The organism is Citrobacter sp. Cu233 (assembly GCF_030332225.1).
Taxonomy (GTDB): domain Bacteria; phylum Pseudomonadota; class Gammaproteobacteria; order Enterobacterales; family Enterobacteriaceae; genus Citrobacter.
The window spans coordinates 1-23,735 of record NZ_JAOWIF010000032.1; the positions used below are offsets into that span (position 1 = coordinate 1).

The 23,735-nt window shown below is 53.3% G+C and carries 22 protein-coding genes; 12 read left to right on the forward strand and 10 right to left on the reverse strand.

The genetic code is table 11. From position 1 onward, the window contains the following. Positions 1-298 precede the first annotated feature (298 nt). On the forward strand, positions 299-1,888 hold the full coding sequence (purH, locus tag OGX95_RS10015) for a bifunctional phosphoribosylaminoimidazolecarboxamide formyltransferase/IMP cyclohydrolase (RefSeq protein ID WP_286629330.1): 1,590 nt from the start codon (positions 299-301) through the stop codon (positions 1,886-1,888). A 15-nt stretch (positions 1,889-1,903) separates the two neighbouring features. Continuing rightward, positions 1,904-3,193, forward strand: a complete 1,290-nt coding sequence (gene purD, locus OGX95_RS10020; RefSeq protein WP_286629331.1) for a phosphoribosylamine--glycine ligase — start codon at positions 1,904-1,906, stop codon at positions 3,191-3,193. Here the strand turns inward: purD and zraR are convergent. Next, positions 3,190-4,515: a sigma-54-dependent response regulator transcription factor ZraR gene (zraR, locus tag OGX95_RS10025; RefSeq protein ID WP_286629332.1), complete on the reverse strand. Its 1,326-nt coding sequence runs from the start codon at positions 4,513-4,515 to the stop codon at positions 3,190-3,192. The two genes, purD and zraR, sit on opposite strands and share 4 nt — an antisense overlap. Further along, the gene (gene zraS / locus OGX95_RS10030; RefSeq protein ID WP_286629333.1) at positions 4,512-5,906 is read right to left on the reverse strand and encodes a two-component system sensor histidine kinase ZraS; all 1,395 of its coding nucleotides are present in this window, start codon (positions 5,904-5,906) and stop codon (positions 4,512-4,514) included. Before zraS ends, zraR begins: the two co-directional genes overlap by 4 nt. 264 nt (positions 5,907-6,170) lie before the next feature. Between zraS and zraP the strand changes: the two genes are divergently transcribed. Further along, positions 6,171-6,614 carry a zinc resistance sensor/chaperone ZraP gene (gene zraP / locus OGX95_RS10035; RefSeq protein ID WP_286629344.1) on the forward strand — a complete coding sequence of 148 codons (444 nt, stop codon included), beginning with the start codon at positions 6,171-6,173 and terminating at the stop codon, positions 6,612-6,614. A 37-nt stretch (positions 6,615-6,651) separates the two neighbouring features. Here the strand turns inward: zraP and OGX95_RS10040 are convergent, their stop codons facing one another. The 6 genes from OGX95_RS10040 to nudC form a co-directional block, all read right to left on the reverse strand. After that, the gene (locus OGX95_RS10040; RefSeq protein WP_286629345.1) at positions 6,652-7,347 is read right to left on the reverse strand and encodes a DUF1481 domain-containing protein; all 696 of its coding nucleotides are present in this window, start codon (positions 7,345-7,347) and stop codon (positions 6,652-6,654) included. 11 nt (positions 7,348-7,358) lie between these two features. After that, positions 7,359-7,631 (reverse strand): nucleoid-associated protein HU-alpha, encoded by a 273-nt coding sequence (hupA, locus tag OGX95_RS10045; RefSeq protein ID WP_001044509.1) that lies wholly within the window; start codon positions 7,629-7,631, stop codon positions 7,359-7,361. Positions 7,632-7,817: 186 nt separating this feature from the next. Then, a complete protein-coding gene (locus OGX95_RS10050) occupies positions 7,818-8,408 on the reverse strand; it encodes a YjaG family protein (protein WP_003842015.1) in 591 nt (196 codons plus the stop codon). A gap of 33 nt (positions 8,409-8,441) precedes the next feature. Continuing rightward, positions 8,442-9,122, reverse strand: coding sequence for a deoxyribonuclease V (gene nfi, locus OGX95_RS10055; protein WP_286629334.1), 681 nt, complete (start codon positions 9,120-9,122; stop codon positions 8,442-8,444). A 9-nt stretch (positions 9,123-9,131) separates the two neighbouring features. Further along, the gene (gene hemE / locus OGX95_RS10060; RefSeq protein ID WP_271450402.1) at positions 9,132-10,196 is read right to left on the reverse strand and encodes a uroporphyrinogen decarboxylase; all 1,065 of its coding nucleotides are present in this window, start codon (positions 10,194-10,196) and stop codon (positions 9,132-9,134) included. A gap of 49 nt (positions 10,197-10,245) precedes the next feature. Continuing rightward, the gene (gene nudC / locus OGX95_RS10065; RefSeq protein WP_286629335.1) at positions 10,246-11,019 is read right to left on the reverse strand and encodes an NAD(+) diphosphatase; all 774 of its coding nucleotides are present in this window, start codon (positions 11,017-11,019) and stop codon (positions 10,246-10,248) included. Between the two features lie 96 nt (positions 11,020-11,115). On the opposite strand from nudC, the gene rsd reads away from it, so the two are divergent. From rsd to thiH, 7 genes are all read left to right on the forward strand, one after another. Further along, positions 11,116-11,604 (forward strand): sigma D regulator, encoded by a 489-nt coding sequence (rsd, locus tag OGX95_RS10070; protein WP_286629336.1) that lies wholly within the window; start codon positions 11,116-11,118, stop codon positions 11,602-11,604. A 358-nt stretch (positions 11,605-11,962) separates the two neighbouring features. Then, positions 11,963-13,861, forward strand: coding sequence for a phosphomethylpyrimidine synthase ThiC (thiC, locus tag OGX95_RS10075; protein WP_286629337.1), 1,899 nt, complete (start codon positions 11,963-11,965; stop codon positions 13,859-13,861). Then, positions 13,861-14,496 carry a thiamine phosphate synthase gene (thiE, locus tag OGX95_RS10080; RefSeq protein ID WP_286629338.1) on the forward strand — a complete coding sequence of 212 codons (636 nt, stop codon included), beginning with the start codon at positions 13,861-13,863 and terminating at the stop codon, positions 14,494-14,496. The genes thiC and thiE overlap by 1 nt, the downstream gene beginning before the upstream one ends. Then, the gene (thiF, locus tag OGX95_RS10085; RefSeq protein WP_286629339.1) at positions 14,489-15,247 is read left to right on the forward strand and encodes a thiazole biosynthesis adenylyltransferase ThiF; all 759 of its coding nucleotides are present in this window, start codon (positions 14,489-14,491) and stop codon (positions 15,245-15,247) included. The genes thiE and thiF overlap by 8 nt, the downstream gene beginning before the upstream one ends. Then, positions 15,228-15,428, forward strand: coding sequence for a sulfur carrier protein ThiS (thiS, locus tag OGX95_RS10090; RefSeq protein WP_202037215.1), 201 nt, complete (start codon positions 15,228-15,230; stop codon positions 15,426-15,428). The genes thiF and thiS overlap by 20 nt, the downstream gene beginning before the upstream one ends. A 1-nt stretch (position 15,429) precedes the next feature. Next, the gene (gene thiG, locus OGX95_RS10095; RefSeq protein ID WP_286629340.1) at positions 15,430-16,200 is read left to right on the forward strand and encodes a thiazole synthase; all 771 of its coding nucleotides are present in this window, start codon (positions 15,430-15,432) and stop codon (positions 16,198-16,200) included. Further along, entirely contained in the window at positions 16,197-17,330 is a 1,134-nt protein-coding gene (gene thiH, locus OGX95_RS10100; protein ID WP_286629341.1) for a 2-iminoacetate synthase ThiH, read from the forward strand. The genes thiG and thiH overlap by 4 nt, the downstream gene beginning before the upstream one ends. Before the next feature lie 119 nt (positions 17,331-17,449). Here the strand turns inward: thiH and cspE are convergent, their stop codons facing one another. After that, positions 17,450-17,662 (reverse strand): transcription antiterminator/RNA stability regulator CspE, encoded by a 213-nt coding sequence (cspE, locus tag OGX95_RS10105; protein ID WP_271442056.1) that lies wholly within the window; start codon positions 17,660-17,662, stop codon positions 17,450-17,452. Positions 17,663-18,751: 1,089 nt separating this feature from the next. Between cspE and OGX95_RS10110 the strand changes: the two genes are divergently transcribed. Beyond that, positions 18,752-19,057 carry a PTS sugar transporter subunit IIB gene (locus tag OGX95_RS10110; RefSeq protein WP_103772092.1) on the forward strand — a complete coding sequence of 102 codons (306 nt, stop codon included), beginning with the start codon at positions 18,752-18,754 and terminating at the stop codon, positions 19,055-19,057. Positions 19,058-19,061: 4 nt separating this feature from the next. Then, positions 19,062-19,379: a PTS lactose/cellobiose transporter subunit IIA gene (locus tag OGX95_RS10115; protein WP_286629342.1), complete on the forward strand. Its 318-nt coding sequence runs from the start codon at positions 19,062-19,064 to the stop codon at positions 19,377-19,379. A gap of 113 nt (positions 19,380-19,492) precedes the next feature. Here the strand turns inward: OGX95_RS10115 and rpoC are convergent, their stop codons facing one another. Continuing rightward, a complete protein-coding gene (rpoC, locus tag OGX95_RS10120) occupies positions 19,493-23,716 on the reverse strand; it encodes a DNA-directed RNA polymerase subunit beta' (protein ID WP_286629343.1) in 4,224 nt (1,407 codons plus the stop codon). Positions 23,717-23,735: the final 19 nt, after the last annotated feature.

Here is a 23,735-nt window from a genome sequence, read left to right on the forward strand (position 1 = left end):
ATGACAGAAAAATGACTGACTGCTGCATTCCACAGCAAAAGCCCGCTTTATACCTATTTACACACAGAGTTATCCACAAACCGAATCCTCCTTTCTGTGATCTTCTCTCTGCCAGAGCGGCGTCATATCGGAAGAAGCAGGGGTCAGAATCGAAAATTAAAAATTCGCGAGCGTTGCGCAAACGTTTTCGTTACAATGCCACCGCACAACAAGGATGCCCCGTAAGGGGCGTTAGCTGAGTTTTTACGCAAGAATTCACCTAACGCTCTCTGTAATAGTCAAATCCAGGGGATTTACCATGCAACAACGTCGTCCAGTCCGCCGCGCTCTGCTCAGTGTTTCTGACAAGGCCGGTATCATCGAATTCGCTCAGGCACTTTCCGCACGTGGTGTGGAGCTGCTTTCTACAGGTGGCACTGCACGCCTGTTAGCAGAGAAAGGTCTGCCAGTGACTGAAGTTTCCGATTACACCGGTTTCCCGGAAATGATGGATGGACGTGTAAAGACCCTGCATCCAAAAGTCCACGGAGGCATTTTGGGCCGTCGCGGTCAGGATGACGGGATTATGGAACAACACGGTATCGCACCTATCGATATGGTGGTCGTTAACCTGTACCCGTTTGCTGAGACCGTGGCACGCGATGGATGCTCACTGGAAGATGCAGTAGAGAATATCGATATCGGCGGCCCGACAATGGTGCGCTCAGCAGCCAAGAATCATAAAGATGTTGCGATCGTCGTTAAGAGCAGTGACTACGACGCCATTATTAAAGAGATGGACGCCAACGACGGTTCTCTGACCCTCGAAACCCGTTTCGATCTTGCCATCAAAGCCTTCGAACACACCGCTGCTTACGACAGCATGATTGCCAACTACTTCGGCAGCATGGTTCCGGCGTATCACGGCGACAGCAAAGAAGCCGCCGGTCGCTTCCCGCGCACGCTGAATCTGAACTTCATTAAGAAGCAGGATATGCGCTACGGTGAGAACAGCCACCAGCAGGCAGCCTTCTATATAGAAGAGAACGTCAAAGAAGCTTCCGTGGCAACTGCACAACAGGTACAGGGCAAAGCGCTCTCCTATAACAACATCGCTGATACCGATGCCGCACTGGAATGTGTGAAAGAGTTCAACGAACCGGCCTGCGTTATCGTTAAGCACGCCAACCCGTGCGGTGTGGCGGTAAGTTCTTCTATTCTCGACGCCTACGACCGTGCGTATAAAACTGACCCCACCTCCGCATTTGGCGGCATCATTGCGTTTAACCGCGAACTGGATGCAGAAACGGCACAAGCTATTATCTCCCGCCAGTTTGTCGAAGTGATCATCGCGCCGTCAGCAACCGAAGACGCACTGAAAATCACGGCGGCTAAGCAAAACGTTCGCGTCCTGACCTGCGGTCAGTGGGCACAGCGCGTTCCGGGCTTCGACTTCAAACGCGTTAACGGCGGTTTGCTGGTTCAGGATCGCGACTTAGGTATGGTTACCGAAAGTGACCTGCGCGTGGTTTCCAAACGCCAGCCGACCGAACAGGAACTGCGCGATGCGCTGTTCTGCTGGAAAGTCGCGAAGTTCGTGAAATCCAACGCCATTGTCTATGCCAAAGAGAACATGACCATCGGGATAGGCGCAGGCCAGATGAGCCGCGTTTACTCCGCCAAAATCGCAGGGATTAAAGCCGGTGATGAAGGTCTGGAAGTGAAAGGTTCCGCCATGGCTTCCGACGCCTTCTTCCCGTTCCGCGACGGTATTGATGCCGCAGCTGCCGTTGGCGTGAGCTGCGTTATCCAGCCAGGTGGTTCTATCCGCGATGACGAAGTGATTGCCGCCGCCGATGAACACGGCATTGCGATGATCTTCACTGACATGCGCCACTTCCGCCATTAATTCACGGAGCAGACGATGAAAGTATTAGTCATTGGTAACGGCGGGCGCGAGCACGCCCTGGCGTGGAAAGCAGCTCAGTCTTCGCAGGTTTCCACCGTCTTTGTCGCACCGGGCAACGCAGGCACCGCACTGGAACCCGCGCTGCAAAACGTGGCTATCAGTGTGACCGACATTCCGGCGCTGCTGAGCTTTGCCCAGAACGAAAAGATCGATCTGACTATTGTCGGTCCGGAAGCGCCGCTGGTGATTGGCGTAGTCGATGCCTTCCGCGCCGCCGGTCTGAAAATCTTTGGCCCAACCGAAGGTGCCGCACAACTGGAAGGTTCTAAAGCCTTCACCAAAGATTTTCTGGCCCGTCATAACATCCCGACGGCGGAGTATCAGAACTTCACCGAGATCGAACCCGCGCTGGCCTATCTGCGTGAGAAAGGCGCGCCGATTGTTATCAAAGCCGACGGACTGGCTGCCGGTAAAGGTGTGATTGTGGCGATGACGCTTGAAGAAGCAGAAGCCGCTGTACACGACATGCTGGCAGGCAACGCTTTTGGCGACGCGGGCCACCGTATCGTGATTGAAGAGTTCCTTGACGGTGAAGAAGCGAGCTTTATCGTGATGGTCGACGGCGAACACGTGCTGCCGATGGCCACCAGTCAGGACCACAAACGCGTAGGCGATAAAGACACCGGCCCGAACACCGGTGGCATGGGCGCTTACTCCCCTGCTCCGGTAGTCACCGATGAAGTTCATCAGCGCACGATGGATCGCATCATCTGGCCAACCGTGAAAGGGATGGCGGCTGAAGGTAATACCTACACCGGTTTCCTGTACGCCGGCCTGATGATTGATAAACAGGGTAATCCGAAGGTTATCGAGTTCAACTGCCGCTTTGGCGATCCGGAAACCCAGCCAATCATGCTGCGCATGAAATCAGATCTGGTCGATCTGTGCCTCGCAGCCTGTGGCGGCAAACTGGATGAGAAAACCTCCGAGTGGGACGAGCGCGCCGCGCTGGGCGTGGTGATCGCCGCAGGTGGCTATCCAGGTGATTACCGTACCGGCGATGTGATTCACGGCCTGCCGCTGGAAGAGGTCGCTGACGGTAAAGTGTTCCACGCCGGGACTAAACTCGCCGATGACGACACAGTGCTGACCAACGGGGGTCGCGTACTGTGCGCCACCGCATTGGGGCAGACCGTTGCCGAAGCACAGAAACGTGCTTACGCCTTAATGACCGATATCCGCTGGGACGGCAGCTTTAGCCGTAACGACATCGGCTGGCGTGCCATCGAACGCGAACAGCGCTAACGCGAAATTTTCGCCAGCAGCGTTTTGCGTGTAATACCTAACTGACGGGCGGCTTCTGTTTTGTTGCCGCCCGTTTTTTCCAGCGCCGCCAGGATCACCTCTTTTTCAACATCCACCAGCGGTTGGATCTCACCACTGAACTCTGCTTTTATCGGCGTCGCCGCGATTGCCATCGGCAACTCACGCTCAGAGATATATTCCCCCGTCAGCAACACTACCGCCCGTTCAATCGCATTTTCCAGCTCGCGAATGTTCCCCGGCCAATCGTAGTGGATCAGCAGATCCATCGCCTGTGGCGTAAAGCCTTTCACCACCTTGCGGTTACGTTCGGCAAAACGCTGGAGAAAATGCTCAGCCAGCAGCGGAATATCTTCCCGACGTTGGCGTAAGGCAGGCATTTCAATGGTGACGACGTTCAGGCGATAGTAGAGATCCTGGCGAAAACGCCCGGCGCTGACCTCTTGTGCTAAATCACGATGCGTGGCGGCGATCAACCGGACATCAACCGCAATAGTCTGGTTGCTGCCCACACGCTGAACTTCCCGCTCCTGAATCGCCCGCAGCAGGCGAACTTGCATCAGCGGTGAGATATCACCAATCTCATCAAGAAACAGCGTGCCGCCATCGGCCTCCACAAAGCGCCCTTCCCGACGTTTATCCGCACCAGTAAAGGCACCTTTCTCATGACCAAACAGTTCGGACTCCAGTAAAGACTCATTAAGTGCCGCACAGTTGAGCGTCACCAGTGGTTTCTCACTGCGCGTACTGCTGGCATGCAGCGCACGAGCCACCAACTCTTTCCCCGTCCCGGAATCGCCATGAATAAGCACTGTGGCGTCAGACGGAGCCACCATCGCAATCTCATTAAGCAGTTGCTGCATCTCCGGGCTTCTGCCAATCATGCCAAACTGCGCAGCCGTTGCCGACGGCAGTTCCGCACCACTTTCCCGCGTATGTGCCAGTGCCTTTTCCAGCGTGTCCTGCAGACGGTCAAAATCCAGCGGTTTGATTAAGTAATCCAGCGCACCCGTTTTCAGTGCTTCTACGGCGGTCTCCACACTGGAGAAAGCCGTCATAATCAACACCGGAATAGCAGGGTTCAGAGCCTTGATCTCTTTGAGCGTTTCGATGCCGTCCATCTCCGCCATGCGCACATCGCATAGCACCAGATCGAAAACATGTTCACGCACCTGCTCCAGCGCCGCCCGACCGCTATAGGCCAATGCAACGTCATAACCCCAGCCGCGTAGCAGCGCCTGTAAAATAGTGCAGTGGCTGATATCGTCATCCACCACCAGAATAGTGATTTTTCCGCGCGTCATCCTTGTAAATCCTGTTGTTTCGCTTTCGTCGGTAGCCAGAGAGTAAAGACCGCTCCCTTGCCCTCAACGCTTGCCACCTGAATAGTTCCACCATGCTGTTCTATAATGTTCTGCACAACCGCTAACCCCAGCCCTGTACCATCGGCTTTGGTCGTAAAGTAAGGTGTAAATATCGCCTCCAGCTGCTCAGGTGCAATCCCCTTTCCGCTATCGGCCACCACAATTTTAACGCGTTCGGCGCTGCATTCACTCGCTTCAACCGTAATCGTACCCTGGTGGCCAATCGCATGAATGGCGTTCAGATACAGATTCAACAGGACCTGCGTTAGCCGGTCAGGATCGGCCTGAATGGCGGGTAGTGCAGGATTTACCGTAAACCGTAACTGAATTTCCCGACTTTGAGCATCCTGACTTACCAGATACAATGAGTGAGTGATGACCTCATTGAGATCCACTTTCTGTAGCGCGAGGTGCGCGGGTTTCACCAATTCAAGGAGTTCGCTCACCACCCGATTTAAGCGGTCTGCCTCTTTCGCCATTACCTGCGCCAGCTCGTGCGACTCGCCTCCTGCCGGAGTACGTTCGGCAAAATACTTTGCCAGACCTTTGATGGAAGACAGTGGATTACGAATTTCATGTGCAACCCCTGCCGCCAGATGCCCAAGCGCCATCAGTTTTTCTTTCCGCTTCATCGCATCCTGCAATTCCTTGTACGAACGTTGATAGCGCTGGTACCAGAAGAACGTAAGCACCGTTGCCAGTAGCACAGCCGCCAGTGCAGAGAGGACAATCAGCGTATTACGCCACTCTCTGGCCTGGGCCGCCGCCAGATCACTGGCATCGAAAGCGATAAAAATGGTTTGTGAAGGCGTGGTCATCTGTCCGCCATTGCCGGCACAACGAGCCATGCCATGTCGCCCAGGACCATACATCGGCTGAAACTGGCGATAAATTTCCAGTGCCGGCGTTTTTTCACTGCCGCCCACGGGTACATCAATGCGCCGCCAGCGTTCTTGTTCCTCTGGATTTAACTGCCGCAGGAGATCCGGTGTATAAAGTGACTTTCCCACCATCGCAGAATTACTGTGAGTCATGATCACACCATGCTCATCCACAACAGCAAACCAGAGCACGCCCGGCTGCACGGCCATTTCCTCCAACAGCGTCTGCTGCTGAGCATGGTGCATGCGCATGCCCATACCCACACGCGTACCGGACTCCAGGGCACGGATCAGCACACGCCCTTTTTCCAGCAGCGTTTGCCGGGCAGCGTCACTTTCACGGCCATAATCCCGAATGGTCATGATAGAAAACCAGCCAACTAAAATCAGGATTGCCGCCAGCAAGAATCTGCTCAGCCACTTTGCCGCCGTGTCTTTATACAGACGCATATGCACTTCCTTTCCCACCGTTTCCTTTCTTCATTTCAGGTATACAGCAGAAATCATGCCATTTTTTACCCCTGATAACCCTGCCCCCGGACACAAACTGCTGAAAGTCAGCGGGTAAAAATGACCCGCTGGTTACGCTCGGGTGAGTCATTTTTACTCGCTTTGTGCCAGGCAAACCACGCGTGATGCCTGCAGAACAGGGAGCTCCGGTCTGGCACGGAAGATGCAATAAGAAATGTAAGATAACCAACAGGAGAACGGATGATGAAACGGAATAATAAACTGGCGCTGATTGCACTCTCGCTGATTGCTCTGGGTTCCACCCCGGCGTTGGCACAACATCACTGGGGGTATGGTGATGGTATGCAGCAACGTGGCGGTACACCTATGACCACCGAACAACAGGCGGCGGCTCAGAAAATCTATGATGATTACTACGCGCAGACCAGCGCCTTACGTCAACAACTGACATCCAAACGCTACGAATACAATGCGTTGCTAACCGCCAGCTCGCCGGACACTGCAAAAATTAATGCGGTGGCAAAAGAGATGGAGTCTCTGAATCAGTCACTCGACGAGCAGCGTGTTAAGCGCGATGTCGCGATGGCGCAGGCGGGCGTACCTCGCGGAGCCGGAATGGGCTACGGCGGATGCGGTGGCGGCGGTAACCATCGCGGCGGTGGTCATATGGGAATGGGGAACTGGTAAGCGTAGCCTGCCGAATGACGGCTTACGGTCCAGGTCTTCAGAAGGTCCTGGCTGTAGGCTGCCAGTGACAAAAATCCTCATTGGCGACCAGCAGTAGCTGAGATCCTTCGGGCGCTTCCAGCCACGCCACGCTCACGTCGACCGACGAGTGGCGCTGGCGGCGCTCAATATGGCTTATCGCCCACGAATCTAAATCAGGCTTAATTGTTTCGCCTTCACATGTAGTTACCGTGCGTTCAGCACCATGCCAGCGCCCCTGACGTAATACTACACGCCCCTGACGCAATGCATCGCTGGTCTGACGAATTTGATCGGCACGATAGCGGTAGAGCGCAATTTGATCGCTGGAAAGCTGCTGCTTTTGCCCATCGACTTCACGCTGCATAAAACTCAGTTCGCCGCGGTCATCGAAGCGGATGCGAATATGTTCCGGCGGTTTACTGTAAATATTGAGCTCTATCAGAGAGAGCGTATCTCCCTGCCAGCGGTATTCACTGGTGGTAGTATTGCCGTTACGCCACGGACTCAATACCGAGAGCAAGTGAACATCGTCACTGGAATCTTTACGCCAGACGCGTACTGCCCCCTGCTCGCCAACATAACCGCTGGCCGTGAACGGAGGAAGCTCGGAATGGCGACTACAGGCAGACAGCAACAGCACACCTGAAAGCCAGAGCGTATGACGCCAGATGGACAAAAGGGGCGAAACCGCCCCTTCGTTAAAACTGTTCACTGCCACGCGAATTACTTAACCGCGTCTTTCAGTGCTTTACCAGAAACAAATGCCGGTACGTTAGCTGCGGCGATTTTGATTTCTTTACCGGTCTGCGGGTTGCGGCCAGTGCGCTCAGCACGGTGGTTCACTTTGAAGGTACCGAAACCAACCAGTTGTACAGCATCGCCTTCTTTCAGAGACTCAGTAATAGCAGCCAGAGTGGATTCCAGAGCAGCTTTAGCCTGTGTTTTAGACAGTTCTGCTTTGTCTGCAATTACATCAATCAGTTGAGTCTTGTTCATAAGTTATCCTTACAATGTGTTTATCGCTTGCTAAGCATCGAGTGCGACGGAAATGCCAGAAAAGCACTCTCCTGCATACACGCACCGATAGCCACTTTTTTTCGCCCCCCAAATGTAGACCAGACGGGGGGCGGATGGGAAGCCTTCAGGCACGACAAATCAGGCGTTAAATCACGTTTTGTTGTGTCATTGCTGAAAATTTATACCAATATTGCTCTCACCAGCCTCGCGCAGGTCTGCTCGCAGCCCTTTTATCAGCTCAATATCGCGTTCTTCACAGTCAGCCAAAAGTCGGAATATTTCCCACTGAATATCCCATTCTTGCTCAACGGCAGGGTTTTCTTTTAGCTCTTCATCGGTCATTTCGCGACCGGCCTGGGTCATTTCCAGCATCGCTACTGTGGTAATTGAAGCCTTACTGACTTCAATGGCGTGTTCCAGCGTTTCACCACTCAGACGTGAATGCATCAGTTCGCTTAATGCCACACAAGCATCAATCGCAGGATAAACACCATACAGATCGTAATCATCTGCAGACGGGATAGCTTCTTCAAACTTTTCCAGTTGGCTGTCGAAATTGATTTTGGCATCTTTAACCGTCAGCGCTTCCCAAATCAAATCCAGGATTCGACGATAAATCTGGCCATCGCCAAATTCAGTTTGCTTACAGAACATCGCGTAATTGGGATACATGCGCTCGCACAGGCAGGCCATAAACGTAACGTGCTGCCAGCTTTCCAGCTTCTCCAGACGCAAGTGAATCGGATTTTGTAACATGATGAGTTCTCAAATACGGAAATTAGCGGCAGTTTACCCGATATGGGCCGTTTTTGCTGCAAGCCGCGTAAAAGCCGGGCGTTCAGATGCCACCGCATCCGCCCAGCGTGTTGGTTCTGGCAGACGGTAGCCGTTCATACAGCGCTGCACCCATGCCAGGGCACTGTCCATGCTCACGCGATGGCCGGTCGAGACAAACAGTGGATTACAGCGTGCTTTGCTGCGCCAGACCCACGCCAGTTGCTCGCCTTTATCCAGCAGCGGCGCTAATGCACCGGGTTCAGCCGCGAGAGGTTCAAACTTGCCGCACAGCCGTTTTTTCGCCACACCAATCGTCGGAACATCCACCAGCAGACCAAAATGACTGGCGACGCCCAGACGGCGAGGATGGGAAATGCCGTGCCCATCGACAAACAGCAGGTCCGGCTTTTGTGACAGCTGTTGCCAGGCGGCCATCAGCGCGGGAGTTTCGCGAAAGGAGAGAAAGCCGGGAATATACGGCATGGTGGTAGCAATACGCGCCACTTTGTATTCAACCAGCTCAAGCGTGGGATATTTCAGCAAGACCATCGCAGCTCGCGTCACTTCGCCGCCCTGCTCAAACCCGACATCCGCCCCACCAATCAGGTTCGGCGGTTCGGTTTCAAGGCGATCCTCTCGGGAAACCGAAGAGGCCAGCTCAAGCTGCTGCGCACGAAGCGACGCGAGATCCATATCGGTTCCTTAGCGGTGGTACTGCGCCGACAACCGATGTACCGCCTCCACGAAGACACCCGCATGTTCCGGCGGCACGTCCTGGTGAATACCGTGACCCAGGTTAAAGACATGACCTTCGCCCTGACCGAATCCAGCCAGAATCGTTGCCACTTCTTCTTCGATACGCGCCGGTGGTGCATACAACATCGACGGGTCCATATTGCCCTGCAGTGCCACCTTATGGCCTACGCGGCGACGCGCGTCAGCAATGTCAGTTGTCCAGTCAAGACCCAGCGCATCGCAGCCGGTTTCCGCCATCGCTTCCAGCCACTGACCGCCACCTTTGGTAAACAACGTCACGGGGACACGGCGACCGTCGTTTTCACGTAGCAGACCGTCGACAATTTTGTGCATGTAGTAGAGAGAGAACTGCTGATAGTCGCGACCGGTCAGCACACCGCCCCAGGTATCGAAAATCATCACCGACTGCGCCCCTGCTTTGATCTGCGCGTTAAGGTACAGGGTGACGCTTTTCGCCAGCTTATCAAGCAACAGATGTAGCGCTTTTGGATCGGCATACATCATCTTTTTAATCACGGTAAATGCTTTGCTACTGCCACCTTCAACCATATAGGTCGCCAGCGTCCACGGGCTGCCGGAGAAGCCGATCAGCGGCACTTCACCTTTCAGCTCACGCCGAATGGTACGCACTGCGTTCATCACGTAGCCCAGCTCATCTTCCGGGTCTGGAACGGGCAGTTTTTCCACATCAGCCTTACTGGTGACAGGAGAGGTAAAGCGTGGGCCTTCCCCGGCTTCAAAATAGAGCCCAAGCCCCATCGCATCCGGGATAGTCAGAATGTCCGAAAAGAGGATCGCTGCATCGAGCGGATAGCGGCGCAGCGGCTGCAGCGTCACTTCACAGGCCAGCTCGGCGTTTTTGCACAACGCCATGAAGTCGCCCGCCTCGGCACGAGTGGCTTTGTACTCCGGCAAATAGCGGCCCGCCTGGCGCATCATCCATACCGGAGTCACATCAACGGGCTGGCGCAGCAGCGCACGCAGGTAACGATCGTTCTTCAGTTCGGTCATTTTTATCTTCCTTTTAGCGTCAGACCGTCAGTGTATCATTACTCGTTCTTTACTCGTACTCAGCCCGGCACATCGCCACGGTATCTTCGATCAGTCGACGCGCGACGGTACCCGGCGGCGGTAAGAGCGGTAAATCGTCGTAACGATACCAGTTCGCTTCCAGCAGCTCTTTCGGATCGATAACAATCTCGCCACTATCATACTCCGCCATAAATGCGGTCATCAAAGACTGCGGGAACGGCCAGGGTTGGGAAGTGACATAGCGCAGGTTTTTCACCTTAATGCCACTCTCTTCCATCACTTCACGCGCCACCGCTTGTTCTAAGGTCTCCCCCACTTCAACAAAACCCGCCAGCACGGTATGCACGCCATTACGATGACGAACATGCTGAGCAAGCAGGATGGAATCATCACGTCGAATAGCAACAATAATGCAGGGGGCAATTTGCGGGTAATAACGTTCCCGGCAGTGGCTGCACAGCATGGCCCATTCGGTTTTACTCGGGTGCATAGGATGGCCACAGTAGCCGCAGAATTTATGCGAGCGGTAAAACTCAGCCAGCTGCACACCACGCCCGGCCAGTTGAAACAGGCCCACATCCTGGTCGATAACCTGACGAACCGAACCCATATCATGCCGGCGCGGCTGCTGCACCAACCAGACAGTATCCCCTTCCCATTCGCCTATTGGCAGGGCGCGCTGGCCTACTAAATCAAATCTTGCCGCTTCACCGTAGGGCAGTTCGCCACGAGGCAACCATAATTTTTGCTCATGACTGACAATCCACCAGCCGCTATCTAATTTTTCAATTATACGATCCATATCTCTTGCGCAACCTTTGCTTCACAGGCATGTTGTTTACATTATTTTTACATTTATCGGTGAGCAGTTTTTTAACACCATCTTGCGGAGTCAATCATGCTAAACCAGCTGGAAAGCCTGACGGAGCACGTCGGAGGAAGTAATAAACTGGTTGATCGCTGGCTACATGTACGTAAGCACCTGCTCGTGGCTTACTACAATCTGGTTGGCATTAAGCCTGGCAAAGAATCGTACATGCGACTCAATGAAAAAGCGCTGGATGATTTTTGTCAGAGCCTGGTCGATTACCTCTCCACCGGACACTTCAGTATTTATGAACGTATTCTCCATAAATTGGAAGGAAACGGGCAGCTTTTAAAAGCCACAAAAATTTGGCCACTGCTGGAAGCCAATACACAGCAGATCATGGACTACTATGATTCCAGTCTGGAAACGGCCATCGATCATGATAACTTCCTTGAATTTCAAAAAGTTTTATCGGATCTCGGCGAAGCACTGGAAGCCCGATTCGTGCTGGAAGATAAGCTGATCATGCTGGTATTTGATGCGATGCATGACAACGCAATGATCAAACGCCCTGCTTGAGATTTGTCGCATTAACGCGTAGTTTACATTCATTACCTCTTTTTGAGGTTACTTCTTGTCGGAGTGCTTATTTTCCACAAAAGCATTCGTGATGCGTCAAGGCGGCAAGTCAGTGAACCTCCAGGAGCTTACATAAGTAAGTGACTGGAGTGAGCAGACGAAGCCAACGAAGAGGCAGCGCGAAGGATGACGTGGAAAAGGCTGAGACCGTTAATTCGGGATCCGCGGAACCTGATCAGGCTAATACCTGCGAAGGGAACAAGAGTCAATCTGCAATAGCATCGCCTTCTGGCGATCTTCTCTCTTGCTTCATCCGTCGTCTGACAAGCCATATCCTTACTTTTATCTGGAATGAGCTATGTCTGCCACTACTAAACCATCACGCCGCGAACAGCGCGCTCAAGCCCAACACTTTATTGATACCCTGGAAGGGACCGCCTTTCCTGAGTCAAGACGCATCTATATCACCGGCTCGCAGCCGGATATCCGCATCCCGATGCGCGAAATTCAGCTTAGCCCAACGCTAACTGGCGGCACGAAAGATAATCCTCAATTTGAAGAGAATGAAGCCGTTCCGGTTTACGACACCTCCGGTCCGTACGGCGACCCTGACGTGGCAATTAACGTTCAACAGGGCCTGGCAAAACTACGCCAACCGTGGATTACGGCGCGCAATGATAGCGAAGAGTTAGATGACCGCAGCTCGGCTTACACCAAAGAGCGCCTGGCCGATGATGGCCTTGATGAACTGCGTTTTACGGGTCTGCTGACGCCAAAACGTGCCAGGGCTGGTAAGCGTGTGACCCAGCTACACTATGCTCGCCAGGGGATCGTTACCCCAGAGATGGAGTTTATCGCCATCCGCGAAAACATGGGCCGTGAGCGTATTCGCAGTGAAGTATTGCGCCACCAGCATCCGGGGATGAACTTTGGTGCACGTCTGCCGGAAAACATCACGCCGGAATTCGTGCGTGACGAGGTCGCTGCCGGACGCGCCATTATTCCAGCTAACATCAACCACCCGGAATCAGAACCGATGATTATCGGTCGTAATTTCCTGGTGAAGGTGAATGCCAACATCGGTAATTCGGCAGTCACCTCCTCCATCGAAGAAGAGGTAGAAAAACTGGTGTGGTCTACCCGTTGGGGTGCCGATACGGTAATGGACCTCTCCACCGGTCGTTATATTCATGAAACCCGTGAATGGATCCTGCGTAACAGCCCGGTGCCAATTGGTACCGTACCGATCTACCAGGCGCTGGAAAAGGTCAACGGGATCGCTGAGGATCTCACCTGGGAAGCCTTCCGCGATACGCTGCTGGAGCAGGCCGAACAAGGGGTGGACTACTTCACCATTCATGCGGGCGTACTGCTGCGCTATGTACCGATGACCGCCAGGCGTTTGACCGGTATTGTCTCGCGCGGTGGCTCTATTATGGCGAAGTGGTGCCTCTCCCATCACAAAGAGAACTTTCTGTTTGAGCACTTCCGCGAGATCTGTGAAATCTGCGCCGCCTATGACGTTTCGCTGTCGCTGGGCGACGGCCTGCGTCCAGGCTCGATTCAGGATGCCAACGACGAAGCACAGTTCTCTGAGCTGCATACGCTGGGTGAACTGACCAAAATTGCCTGGGAATATGATGTGCAGGTGATGATTGAAGGCCCAGGTCATGTGCCAATGCATATGATCCAGCGCAACATGACAGAAGAACTGGAACACTGCCACGAAGCACCGTTTTATACCTTAGGGCCGCTAACCACCGATATTGCGCCTGGTTATGACCACTTCACTTCAGGCATTGGTGCGGCGATGATTGGCTGGTTTGGCTGTGCCATGCTCTGCTACGTAACACCAAAAGAACACCTTGGCCTGCCGAACAAAGAAGATGTGAAACAGGGGCTGATTACTTACAAAATCGCCGCGCATGCTGCCGACCTGGCGAAAGGCCATCCGGGCGCGCAGATCCGCGATAACGCCATGTCGAAAGCGCGCTTCGAATTCCGTTGGGAAGATCAGTTTAACCTCGCGCTCGATCCGTTCACCGCTCGCGCTTATCACGATGAAACCCTGCCGCAGGAATCCGGCAAGGTCGCCCACTTCTGCTCCATGTGCGGGCCGAAGTTCTGCTCGATGAAAATCAGCCAGGAAGTGCGGGACTACGCCGCTGCACAGACGATTGAAGTGGGGATGGCGGACATGTCCGAAAACTTCCGCGCCAAAGGTGGTGAAATCTATCTGAAACGGGAGGAAGCCTGATGTATCAACCTGATTTTCCCTCCGTGCCATTCCGCCTCGGACTTTACCCGGTCGTAGATAGCGTCGAGTGGATTGAACGTCTGCTGGGGGCTGGCGTGCGTACTATCCAGTTGCGTATCAAAGACAAACATGATGAAGAGGTCGAAGCAGACGTTGTTGCCGCTATCGCGCTGGCGCGTCGTTATGATGCTCGCCTGTTTATCAACGATTACTGGCGACTGGCTGTTAAACACAACGCATATGGCGTACATCTGGGGCAGGAAGACCTCGAAACCACCGACCTGAAAGCGATTCAGGCGGCGGGGTTGCACCTTGGTGTTTCCACTCACGATGATATGGAGATTGATGTGGCGCTGGCGGCTCGCCCTTCTTATATCGCACTCGGTCACGTCTTCCCGACGCAAACCAAACAGATGCCGTCCGCCCCGCAAGGGTTGGTACAACTCGCCAGCCACATTGAACGGCTGGCCGACTACCCTACCGTCGCGATTGGTGGCATCAGCCTTGAGCGCGCGCCTGCGGTACTGAATACCGGCGTCGGCAGCATTGCTGTCGTCAGCGCCATCACCCAGGCAGCCGACTGGCAGACCGCCACGGCGCAGCTACTGGATATTGCGGGAGTCGGCGATGAATGACCGCGATTTTATGCGCTATAGCCGGCAGATCCTGCTTGGCGATATCGCGATTGAAGGCCAGCAAAAGCTGAACGAAAGCCATGTGCTGATAGTCGGATTAGGTGGGCTAGGTTCGCCTGCCGCACTGTATCTGGCAGGTGCGGGCGTCGGCAAGCTGACGCTGGTCGACGATGACGATATTCATCTGAGTAATCTGCAGCGCCAGATCCTGTTTACCACTGATGATATCGCCCGCGCCAAATCACAAGTCGCACAGCAGCGCCTTACCCGCCTCAACCCGGATATTGACGTGGTAGCGATCCAGCAACGCCTGCAAGGTGATGCGCTCAGACATGCTGTAGCACGTGCCGACGTAGTGCTCGACTGTACTGACAACATGGCAACCCGCCAGCAAATTAACGCCGCCTGCGTGGCGCTAAATACGCCGCTCATTACCGCCAGTGCCGTCGGTTTCGGCGGCCAATTAATGGTGCTGACTCCGCCCTGGGAACAGGGGTGTTATCGCTGCCTGTGGCCGGATGATGCGGAGCCAGAGCGCAACTGCCGCACTGCAGGCATTGTGGGCCCGGTCGTCGGGGTGATGGGAACCTTGCAGGCTCTGGAAGCAATCAAATTAGTCAGCGGAATTGAAACCCCAGCCGGAGAGTTGCGTCTGTTTGATGGCAAAACCAGCCAGTGGCGCAGCCTGGCGCTGCGCCGTGCCAGCGGTTGCCCGGTCTGTGGAGGGCAACATGCAGATTCAGTTCAATGATGAGCCAATGCAGTGCGCCGAAGGGCAAACCATCAGCGAACTGCTGACACAGCTTAATCAGCATAAACCGGGAATGGCGCTGGCGCTAAACCAGCAGATCCTGCCACGTGAGCAGTGGCAACAACAAATCGTGCAGGAAGGCGACCAGATCCTGCTTTTTCAGGTCATTGCAGGGGGTTGATATGTTACGTATTGCCGACAAAACGTTTGATTCACATCTGTTTACTGGCACCGGGAAATTCGCCTCATCACAGCTGATGGTCGATGCCATTCGCGCCTCTGGTAGCCAGCTGGTGACACTGGCAATGAAGCGCGTGGATCTACGACAGCACAACGACGCGATTCTGACACCGCTTATCGAAGCCGGCGTCACTCTTCTGCCTAACACTTCAGGGGCCAAAACGGCAGAGGAAGCTATCTTTGCCGCCCAACTGGCACGTGAAGCGCTAGGGACACGCTGGCTGAAGCTGGAAATCCACCCTGACGCTCGCTGGCTACTGCCAGATCCTATCGAAACCCTGAAAGCCGCCGAAGCACTGGTAAAGCAGGGCTTTGTGGTTCTGCCCTACTGCAGCGCAGATCCGGTGCTGTGCAAACGGTTAGAAGAAGTGGGTTGTGCTGCGGTCATGCCGCTTGGCGCACCCATCGGTTCTAACCAGGGGCTGGAAACCCGCGCGATGCTGGAGATTATTATCCAGCAGGCAACCGTTCCGGTGGTGATCGATGCAGGCATCGGTGTTCCCAGCCACGCTACGCAGGCGCTGGAGATGGGGGCCGATGCGGTGCTGGTCAACACAGCCATTGCCGTGGCTGACGATCCGGTGATGATGGCAACCGCCTTCCGTCTGGCGGTTGAAGCAGGTCTGCTGGCGCGCCAGGCCGTGCCCGGTGTACGCAGCACCAACGCCTGCGCCACCAGCCCACTCACTGGGTTTCTGGAGGCCTTCTCATGAAAACTTTCGCCGATCGCTGGCGACAACTGGACTGGGACGACATCCGCCTGCGCATCCACAGTAAAACCGCTGCGGATGTGGAACGGGCGATCAATGCCTCGCAACTCACGCGCGATGACCTGATGGCCTTGCTCTCCCCTGCCGCCGCCGCCTATCTGGAGCCGCTGGCGCAGCGGGCGCAGAAACTTACTCGCCAGCGCTTTGGCAACACCGTCAGTTTTTACGTCCCGCTGTATCTCTCTAATCTGTGTGCCAATGACTGTACCTACTGCGGCTTCTCTATGAGCAATCGTATTAAGCGCAAAACACTGGACAAAGATGAGATTAGCCGGGAGTGCGCGGCCATCCGCGAGCTGGGTTTCGAGCACCTGCTGTTAGTCACTGGCGAACATCAGGCCAAAGTCGGTATGGATTACTTTCGTCGCCATTTACCCGCCATTCGCCGCCAGTTCGCCTCTTTACAGATGGAGGTGCAACCGCTGTCAGAAACAGAGTATGCAGAGCTGAAGACGCTGGGACTGGATGGAGTAATGGTGTATCAGGAGAGCTACCATGAAGCGGTTTATGCCCGGCACCATCTGAAAGGGAAAAAACAGGATTTCTTCTGGAGGCTGGACACGCCAGACAGACTGGGGCGCGCAGGTATCGATAAAATCGGCCTGGGAGCGTTGATTGGTTTGTCCGATAGCTGGCGGGTGGATTGTTATATGGTCGCCGAACATTTGCTGTGGATGCAGCAACATTACTGGCAGAGCCGTTACTCCATCTCCTTCCCGAGGCTACGTCCGTGTACCGGAGGTATTGAGCCGGCATCAATTATGGATGAACGCCAGTTGGTGCAAACCATTTGTGCATTTCGCTTGCTGTCGCCGGAAATTGAACTGTCGCTTTCCACCCGTGAGTCTCCGTGGTTCCGCGACCATGTGATCCCACTGGCGATCAACAACGTCAGTGCTTTCTCGAAAACGCAACCCGGTGGTTACGCTGATAATCATCCTGAACTGGAACAGTTTTCTCCGCACGACGATCGTCGCCCGGAAACCGTTGCCGACGCATTGATTGCACAGGGATTACAACCCGTGTGGAAAGACTGGGACAGCTATCTGGGAAGGAGGCCTCAGGTGTCATAAATCTGAGGAGATCGCATAAACGAAAAAACCCGCTGTCGCGGGTTTTTTATTCACTGACACTTATCTGCTCAGGCTCTGGCCTTCATCGCTATCGCAAGTGCTCGTGGGATTATCGGCAATTACAGCGCGATAACGTTAACAGCAGACGGACCTTTAGCGCCGTTCTCAACAGAGAACTCCACTTTTTGACCTTCGTCTAAGGTTTTAAAATCGTTGCTCTGAATGGCTGAAAAATGCACAAATACATCTTTGCCACCGTCCTGAGGAGTGATAAAGCCAAAGCCTTTCTCAGGGTTAAACCATTTTACTAAACCAGTCATTTTGTTAGACATAGATACTTCCTTTCATGTTTTGAGCCGCTTATGCAGCGAAGATGGCCTGTTTTGCAGAAATTAACTTATGGGGCACTTAGGAGGAGGCTCACGATGAAGAGTATCTGAGGATAACGCTTGAACTGAGAACTGCTTTACTAAAACTGCTTACATAAGGTCTGTGTTCCAAACCGATGTCATCATAGTAGACTTGCTTCTAATCATTATGCAAGCATTAGTTTATTTAATATCCATCAACAGGTGAAATGTTGAACCAGTGCGTCTGCGTGGAAAGGTAACGTATTGATGTATAAATAACAAAAGCCCTGACCGTTGCAGTCAGGGCTTTAAGTTACTACAAACTTCAGATTTAACATTAATAGACTTAACAAGTGTTTACTGCTGTTGATACTACATTTTAAATGTACACGTTTATCACAGATAATATTGGATGCTGATACTGACTAACACTTTCCTCTATTTATCGTTAAATAAACCCAGCCAACTTGATAATAAAACTCAAGAATGGCGACCTAAACAAGTACACTTCCCCTTGCGACATATACTCTTTGATGCGTGGCCTTACTTCCCTTGCAAGCTCTTATAAAAGAAACCTGCCAACATTAACTATTAAATCATGGCCTTACATCGTCGCACTTTCTTGATTACTTTGCGATTAGATATATCAACTACAGAGCCTGAAAACATTGTCGATGTGCAAAGATAATAACTTCAGCATCGACTATCCCATACAACAGAATATTTCGTGGCCCTTATCGCAACCCCCATCAAACGCTACTAACACTTACTAATTTAACAGCAAATGACTATTTCTCCGCTGTTAAGTATTAACATACGGGTTTAAAAAACAGTGTCAATACTGTTTTTAATAACATGTCTTTATTGACAGTAATTATTAATATCTACGCCTGAACAATATGGGAAAACTGCTTTTTGGGTCAGACCAGACCGGCCAGAGCCTTGTTTGTAACCGGTTTCAGAAAAAATGGCATTTCTTTGTGATGCCAGACACACAATCATCGCAAAGCAGTTGTTGCTGTTGCCCGCACGAGATAATTATCAATAAATACCCGTTGATCGAGACTAACTATGAAGAACATCGTTTTATGCTGTGCCGCCGGGATGTCCACCAGCATGCTGGTGCAAAGGATGAAAGATGCTGCGCAAAAAAAAGGCGTCGATGTGACTATCAAAGCAGTCCCCGTGGCTGAGTTTGAAGAAAATATCGCCACTGCAGATATTGTTTTACTCGGTCCGCAGGTTAAGTATGAACAGGCCAAGCTTCAGGCACTTGCAGACCCGTTAGGTAAAAAGGTCGCGGTGATCGATATGATGGATTACGGCATGATGAAAGGTGATGCCGTACTGGACAAGGCACTGAAACTGCTGGAGTAATGGCATGGAAGAGTTAGAAACAATCATCATGGAATTACTCGTGAATGCGGGTGCAGCCCGTAGCCAGGCCCTCACAGCACTGCAACTGGCACGCAAAGGTGATTTCGCCGGTGCGAAAGTCGCAATGGCTGAATCACGTGAATACGTCAAACAGGCGCATAAAATCCAGACCCAACTTATCGGTATCGACGAAGGTACGGGAAAGTTACCGGTCAATCTCATCACCGTCCATTCGCAGGACCATTTGATGAACGCGATGGTGATTCAGGATCTGGCGGGCGACATGATTGAACTTTATCGGCGCTTACCGCCGATGAATTGAAAACACAGCCGGATGGCGGCTTACAAAACAACTGTCCGTAGGCCTGATAAATACAGCGCCATCAGGCATAAAAAAACCCGCCGAAGCGGGTTTTTTATTAGGGTCAACAACGATTAATCGTTATCAGAACCGCCCAGACCTGCGTTCAACAGTTCTGCCAGACTGGCAGAAGCATCTTCAGCAGTGACCTGCGGAGCAGCTGGCAGTTCGCCTGCTGCGCGGCGGCGCATACGATCCTGGTGGTACGCATAACCCGTACCAGCCGGGATCAGACGACCCACGATGACGTTCTCTTTCAGACCGCGCAGTTCGTCACGTTTGCCCGCAACGGCCGCTTCGGTCAGCACGCGAGTCGTCTCCTGGAATGATGCCGCGGAGATGAAGGACTCGGTTGCCAGAGACGCTTTGGTGATACCCAGCAGATCGCGGGAGAATGTTGCACCCACTTTGCCGTTCGCTTCCAGCTCGCGGTTAGCGATCTTGACGCGGGAGTATTCAACCTGCTCGCCTTCGAGGAAGTCGGAGCTACCAGCATTTTCGATGGTTGCTTTACGCAGCATCTGACGAACGATAACTTCGATGTGTTTATCGTTAATCTTAACACCCTGCAGACGGTATACGTCCTGAACTTCGTTAACGATGTAACGAGTTACAGCATGAACACCACGCAGACGCAGGATATCGTGCGGCGCTTCCGGACCGTCGGAAACGACGTCACCACGTTCTACACGTTCACCTTCGAACACGTTGAGCTGACGCCATTTCGGAATCATCTCTTCGTACGGTTCGCTGCCATCTACCGGAGTGATAACCAGACGACGCTTACCTTTGGTTTCTTTACCGAAGGAAATGATGCCGCTAATTTCCGCAAGGATTGCCGGCTCTTTCGGACGACGGGCTTCGAACAGATCCGCAACGCGCGGCAGACCACCGGTGATATCCTTGGTACCGCCGGATTCCTGCGGAACACGCGCCAGGGTGTCACCAGAGCTGATCTGTACGCCATCTTCCAGCTGAACAATCGCTTTACCCGGCAGGAAGTACTGAGCAGGCATGTCGGTGCCTGGGATCAGAACGTCGTTGCCCTGAGCATCAACAATTTTCAGTGCCGGACGCAGGTCTTTACCACCCGCAGTACGCTCTGCAGAATCCAGAACCACCAGAGAAGACAGACCGGTCAGCTCGTCGGTCTGACGAGTAATGGTCTGGCCGTCGATCATGTCAGTGAAGCGGACGAAACCACTCACTTCGGTGATAACCGGCATGGTATGCGGATCCCAGTTTGCGACGGTTTCGCCGCCAGCAACCTGTTCGCCATCACCTTTCGCCATAACAGAGCCGTAAGGCACTTTATAGCTTTCTTTGGTACGGCCGAATTCGTCGATCAGTTTCAGTTCGGTGTTACGTGAGGTGATAACCAGTTTACCGCTGGAGTTCACAACCGACTTCGCATTGCTCAGACGGATGCTACCTTTGTTTTTCACCTGGATGCTGGATTCAGCAGCCGCACGAGATGCCGCACCACCGATGTGGAACGTACGCATTGTCAGCTGTGTACCCGGTTCACCGATGGACTGTGCCGCGATAACACCGATTGCTTCACCTTTGTTGATGATGTGGCCACGCGCCAGGTCACGACCGTAGCAGTGCGCACATACACCAAAGTCGGTGTCACAGGATACAACGGAACGAACTTTGACGGAGTCAACGGAGTTCTCTTCCAGCAGGTCACACCACTGTTCGTGCAGCAGCGTATTGCGAGGAACCAGAATATCCGCCGTACCCGGCTTCAGAACGTCTTCAGCAGTCACACGACCCAGCACGCGATCGCGCAGCGGCTCTTTAACGTCACCACCCTCGATAACCGGGGTCATGGTGATGCCTTCCAGCGTGCCACAATCGTCTTCAGTAACAACCAGGTCCTGCGCGACGTCAACCAGACGACGAGTCAGATAACCGGAGTTCGCTGTTTTCAGTGCGGTATCCGCCAGACCTTTACGCGCACCGTGAGTGGAGATGAAGTACTGGAGTACGTTCAGACCTTCACGGAAGTTCGCGGTGATTGGCGTTTCGATGATGGAGCCATCTGGCTTCGCCATCAGACCACGCATACCTGCCAGCTGACGAATCTGTGCTGCAGAACCACGCGCACCGGAGTCGGCCATCATGTAGATGCTGTTGAAGGAAACCTGCTGCTCTTCCTGACCGTCACGGTTAATAACGGTTTCGGTTTGCAGGTTATCCATCATCGCTTTGGATACACGATCGTTCGCCGCAGCCCAGATATCGATAACTTTGTTATAGCGTTCGCCCGCGGTTACCAGACCAGACTGGAACTGCTCCTGGATCTCAGCAACTTCAGCTTCTGCTTCAGAGATGATCTCGTGTTTCTTCTCTGGGATGACCATGTCATCAATACCAACAGATGCACCTGAACGCGCTGCATAAGCAAAGCCGGTGTACATTGTCTGGTCAGCGAAGATAACGGTCGGCTTCAGGCCCAGAATGCGGTAACAGGTGTTCAGCATTTTGGAGATAGCTTTCTTGCCCAGCGCCTGGTTGACGATGGAGAAAGGCAGACCTTTCGGTACGATCATCCACAGAATGGCACGGCCAACGGTCGTGTCTTTCAGGCTGGTTTTCGCAACGAATTCGCCGTTTTCATCTTTTTCATATTCGGTGATACGCACTTTAACGCGCGCATGCAGAGAGGCCAGACCTGCGCGATAAATACGCTCAGCTTCTTTCGGGCCAGTCAGCACCATGCCTTCGCCTTTGGCGTTAACACAGTCACGGGTCATGTAGTACAGACCCAATACCACGTCCTGAGACGGAACGATGATAGGTTCGCCGTTCGCTGGGGACAGGATGTTGTTGGTAGACATCATCAACGCACGCGCTTCGAGCTGAGCTTCCAGCGTCAGCGGTACGTGAACAGCCATCTGGTCACCATCGAAGTCGGCGTTATATGCCGCACAAACCAGCGGGTGCAGCTGGATAGCTTTACCTTCGATCAGTACCGGTTCAAATGCCTGGATACCCAGACGGTGCAGTGTTGGTGCACGGTTCAGCAGTACCGGGTGTTCGCGGATAACTTCGTCCAGGATATCCCAAACGACAGCTTCTTCGCGCTCAACCATTTTCTTAGCGGCTTTGATGGTGGTGGCGAGGCCACGCAGTTCCAGTTTGCCGTAGATGAACGGTTTGAACAGTTCCAGTGCCATTTTCTTCGGCAGACCGCACTGATGCAGACGCAGGTATGGACCTACGGTGATGACAGAACGACCGGAGTAGTCAACACGCTTACCGAGCAGGTTCTGACGGAAACGACCCTGTTTACCTTTGATCATGTCGGCCAAAGATTTCAGAGGACGTTTGTTAGAACCGGTGATCGCACGACCGCGACGACCGTTATCCAGCAGGGCGTCGACCGCTTCCTGCAGCATACGTTTTTCGTTGCGTACGATGATGTCCGGCGCAGCCAGATCCAGCAGACGTTTCAGACGGTTGTTACGGTTGATCACGCGACGATACAGATCGTTCAGATCTGAGGTTGCGAAACGACCACCATCCAGCGGAACCAGCGGACGCAGATCTGGCGGCAGAACCGGCAGAACGGTCAGGATCATCCACTCTGGCTTGTTGCCAGACTGTACGAAGGCTTCCAGCAGTTTGATACGCTTGGTCAGCTTCTTACGCTTGGTTTCGGAGTTGGTTTCGTTCAGCTCTTCGCGCAGAGTTTCACACTCTTGCTCCAGATCCATGCTCTTCAGCAGGGCCTGGATAGCTTCCGCACCCATCTTCGCGTCGAATTCGTCACCGAACTCTTCCAGCGCGTCCAGATACTGCTCTTCAGTCAGGATCTGTTGACGTTCCAGATTAGTCATACCGCCTTCGATAACAACATAAGATTCGAAGTACAGTACGCGTTCGATATCACGCAGTGGCATATCGAGCAGCAGACCGATACGGGACGGCAGAGATTTCAGGAACCAGATATGAGCAGTCGGAGACGCCAGCTCGATGTGGCCCATACGCTCACGGCGTACTTTAGTCTGGGTCACTTCAACGCCGCACTTCTCACAGATCACACCACGGTGTTTCAGGCGCTTGTACTTACCGCACAGGCACTCATAGTCTTTTACCGGCCCAAAGATACGGGCGCAGAAAAGGCCGTCACGCTCAGGTTTGAACGTACGGTAGTTGATGGTTTCCGGCTTCTTAACTTCACCGAAAGACCATGAACGGATCATGTCTGGCGAGGCCAGCGCAATTTTGATCGCATCAAACTCTTCGGTTTTAGTCTGCGCTTTCAGAAACTTTAATAAATCTTTCACGGATTTGCTCCCGTCGGAG

Excerpts from the sequence above, each read along its gene's own strand:
- zraP (WP_286629344.1), top strand. The coding sequence starts at position 6,171 with ATGAAACGGAATAATAAACTGGCGCTGATTGCACTCTCGCTGATTGCT.
- thiE (WP_286629338.1), top strand. The coding sequence starts at position 13,861 with ATGTATCAACCTGATTTTCCCTCCGTGCCATTCCGCCTCGGACTTTAC.
- cspE (WP_271442056.1), bottom strand. The coding sequence starts at position 17,662 with ATGTCTAACAAAATGACTGGTTTAGTAAAATGGTTTAACCCTGAGAAA.
- rsd (WP_286629336.1), top strand. The coding sequence starts at position 11,116 with ATGCTAAACCAGCTGGAAAGCCTGACGGAGCACGTCGGAGGAAGTAAT.
- thiH (WP_286629341.1), top strand. The coding sequence starts at position 16,197 with ATGAAAACTTTCGCCGATCGCTGGCGACAACTGGACTGGGACGACATC.
- hupA (WP_001044509.1), bottom strand. The coding sequence starts at position 7,631 with ATGAACAAGACTCAACTGATTGATGTAATTGCAGACAAAGCAGAACTG.
- OGX95_RS10050 (WP_003842015.1), bottom strand. The coding sequence starts at position 8,408 with ATGTTACAAAATCCGATTCACTTGCGTCTGGAGAAGCTGGAAAGCTGG.
- zraR (WP_286629332.1), bottom strand. The coding sequence starts at position 4,515 with ATGACGCGCGGAAAAATCACTATTCTGGTGGTGGATGACGATATCAGC.
- OGX95_RS10115 (WP_286629342.1), top strand. The coding sequence starts at position 19,062 with ATGGAAGAGTTAGAAACAATCATCATGGAATTACTCGTGAATGCGGGT.
- thiC (WP_286629337.1), top strand. The coding sequence starts at position 11,963 with ATGTCTGCCACTACTAAACCATCACGCCGCGAACAGCGCGCTCAAGCC.
- OGX95_RS10110 (WP_103772092.1), top strand. The coding sequence starts at position 18,752 with ATGAAGAACATCGTTTTATGCTGTGCCGCCGGGATGTCCACCAGCATG.
- purD (WP_286629331.1), top strand. The coding sequence starts at position 1,904 with ATGAAAGTATTAGTCATTGGTAACGGCGGGCGCGAGCACGCCCTGGCG.
- thiS (WP_202037215.1), top strand. The coding sequence starts at position 15,228 with ATGCAGATTCAGTTCAATGATGAGCCAATGCAGTGCGCCGAAGGGCAA.
- zraS (WP_286629333.1), bottom strand. The coding sequence starts at position 5,906 with ATGCGTCTGTATAAAGACACGGCGGCAAAGTGGCTGAGCAGATTCTTG.
- thiG (WP_286629340.1), top strand. The coding sequence starts at position 15,430 with ATGTTACGTATTGCCGACAAAACGTTTGATTCACATCTGTTTACTGGC.
- hemE (WP_271450402.1), bottom strand. The coding sequence starts at position 10,196 with ATGACCGAACTGAAGAACGATCGTTACCTGCGTGCGCTGCTGCGCCAG.
- thiF (WP_286629339.1), top strand. The coding sequence starts at position 14,489 with ATGAATGACCGCGATTTTATGCGCTATAGCCGGCAGATCCTGCTTGGC.
- purH (WP_286629330.1), top strand. The coding sequence starts at position 299 with ATGCAACAACGTCGTCCAGTCCGCCGCGCTCTGCTCAGTGTTTCTGAC.
- nfi (WP_286629334.1), bottom strand. The coding sequence starts at position 9,122 with ATGGATCTCGCGTCGCTTCGTGCGCAGCAGCTTGAGCTGGCCTCTTCG.
- nudC (WP_286629335.1), bottom strand. The coding sequence starts at position 11,019 with ATGGATCGTATAATTGAAAAATTAGATAGCGGCTGGTGGATTGTCAGT.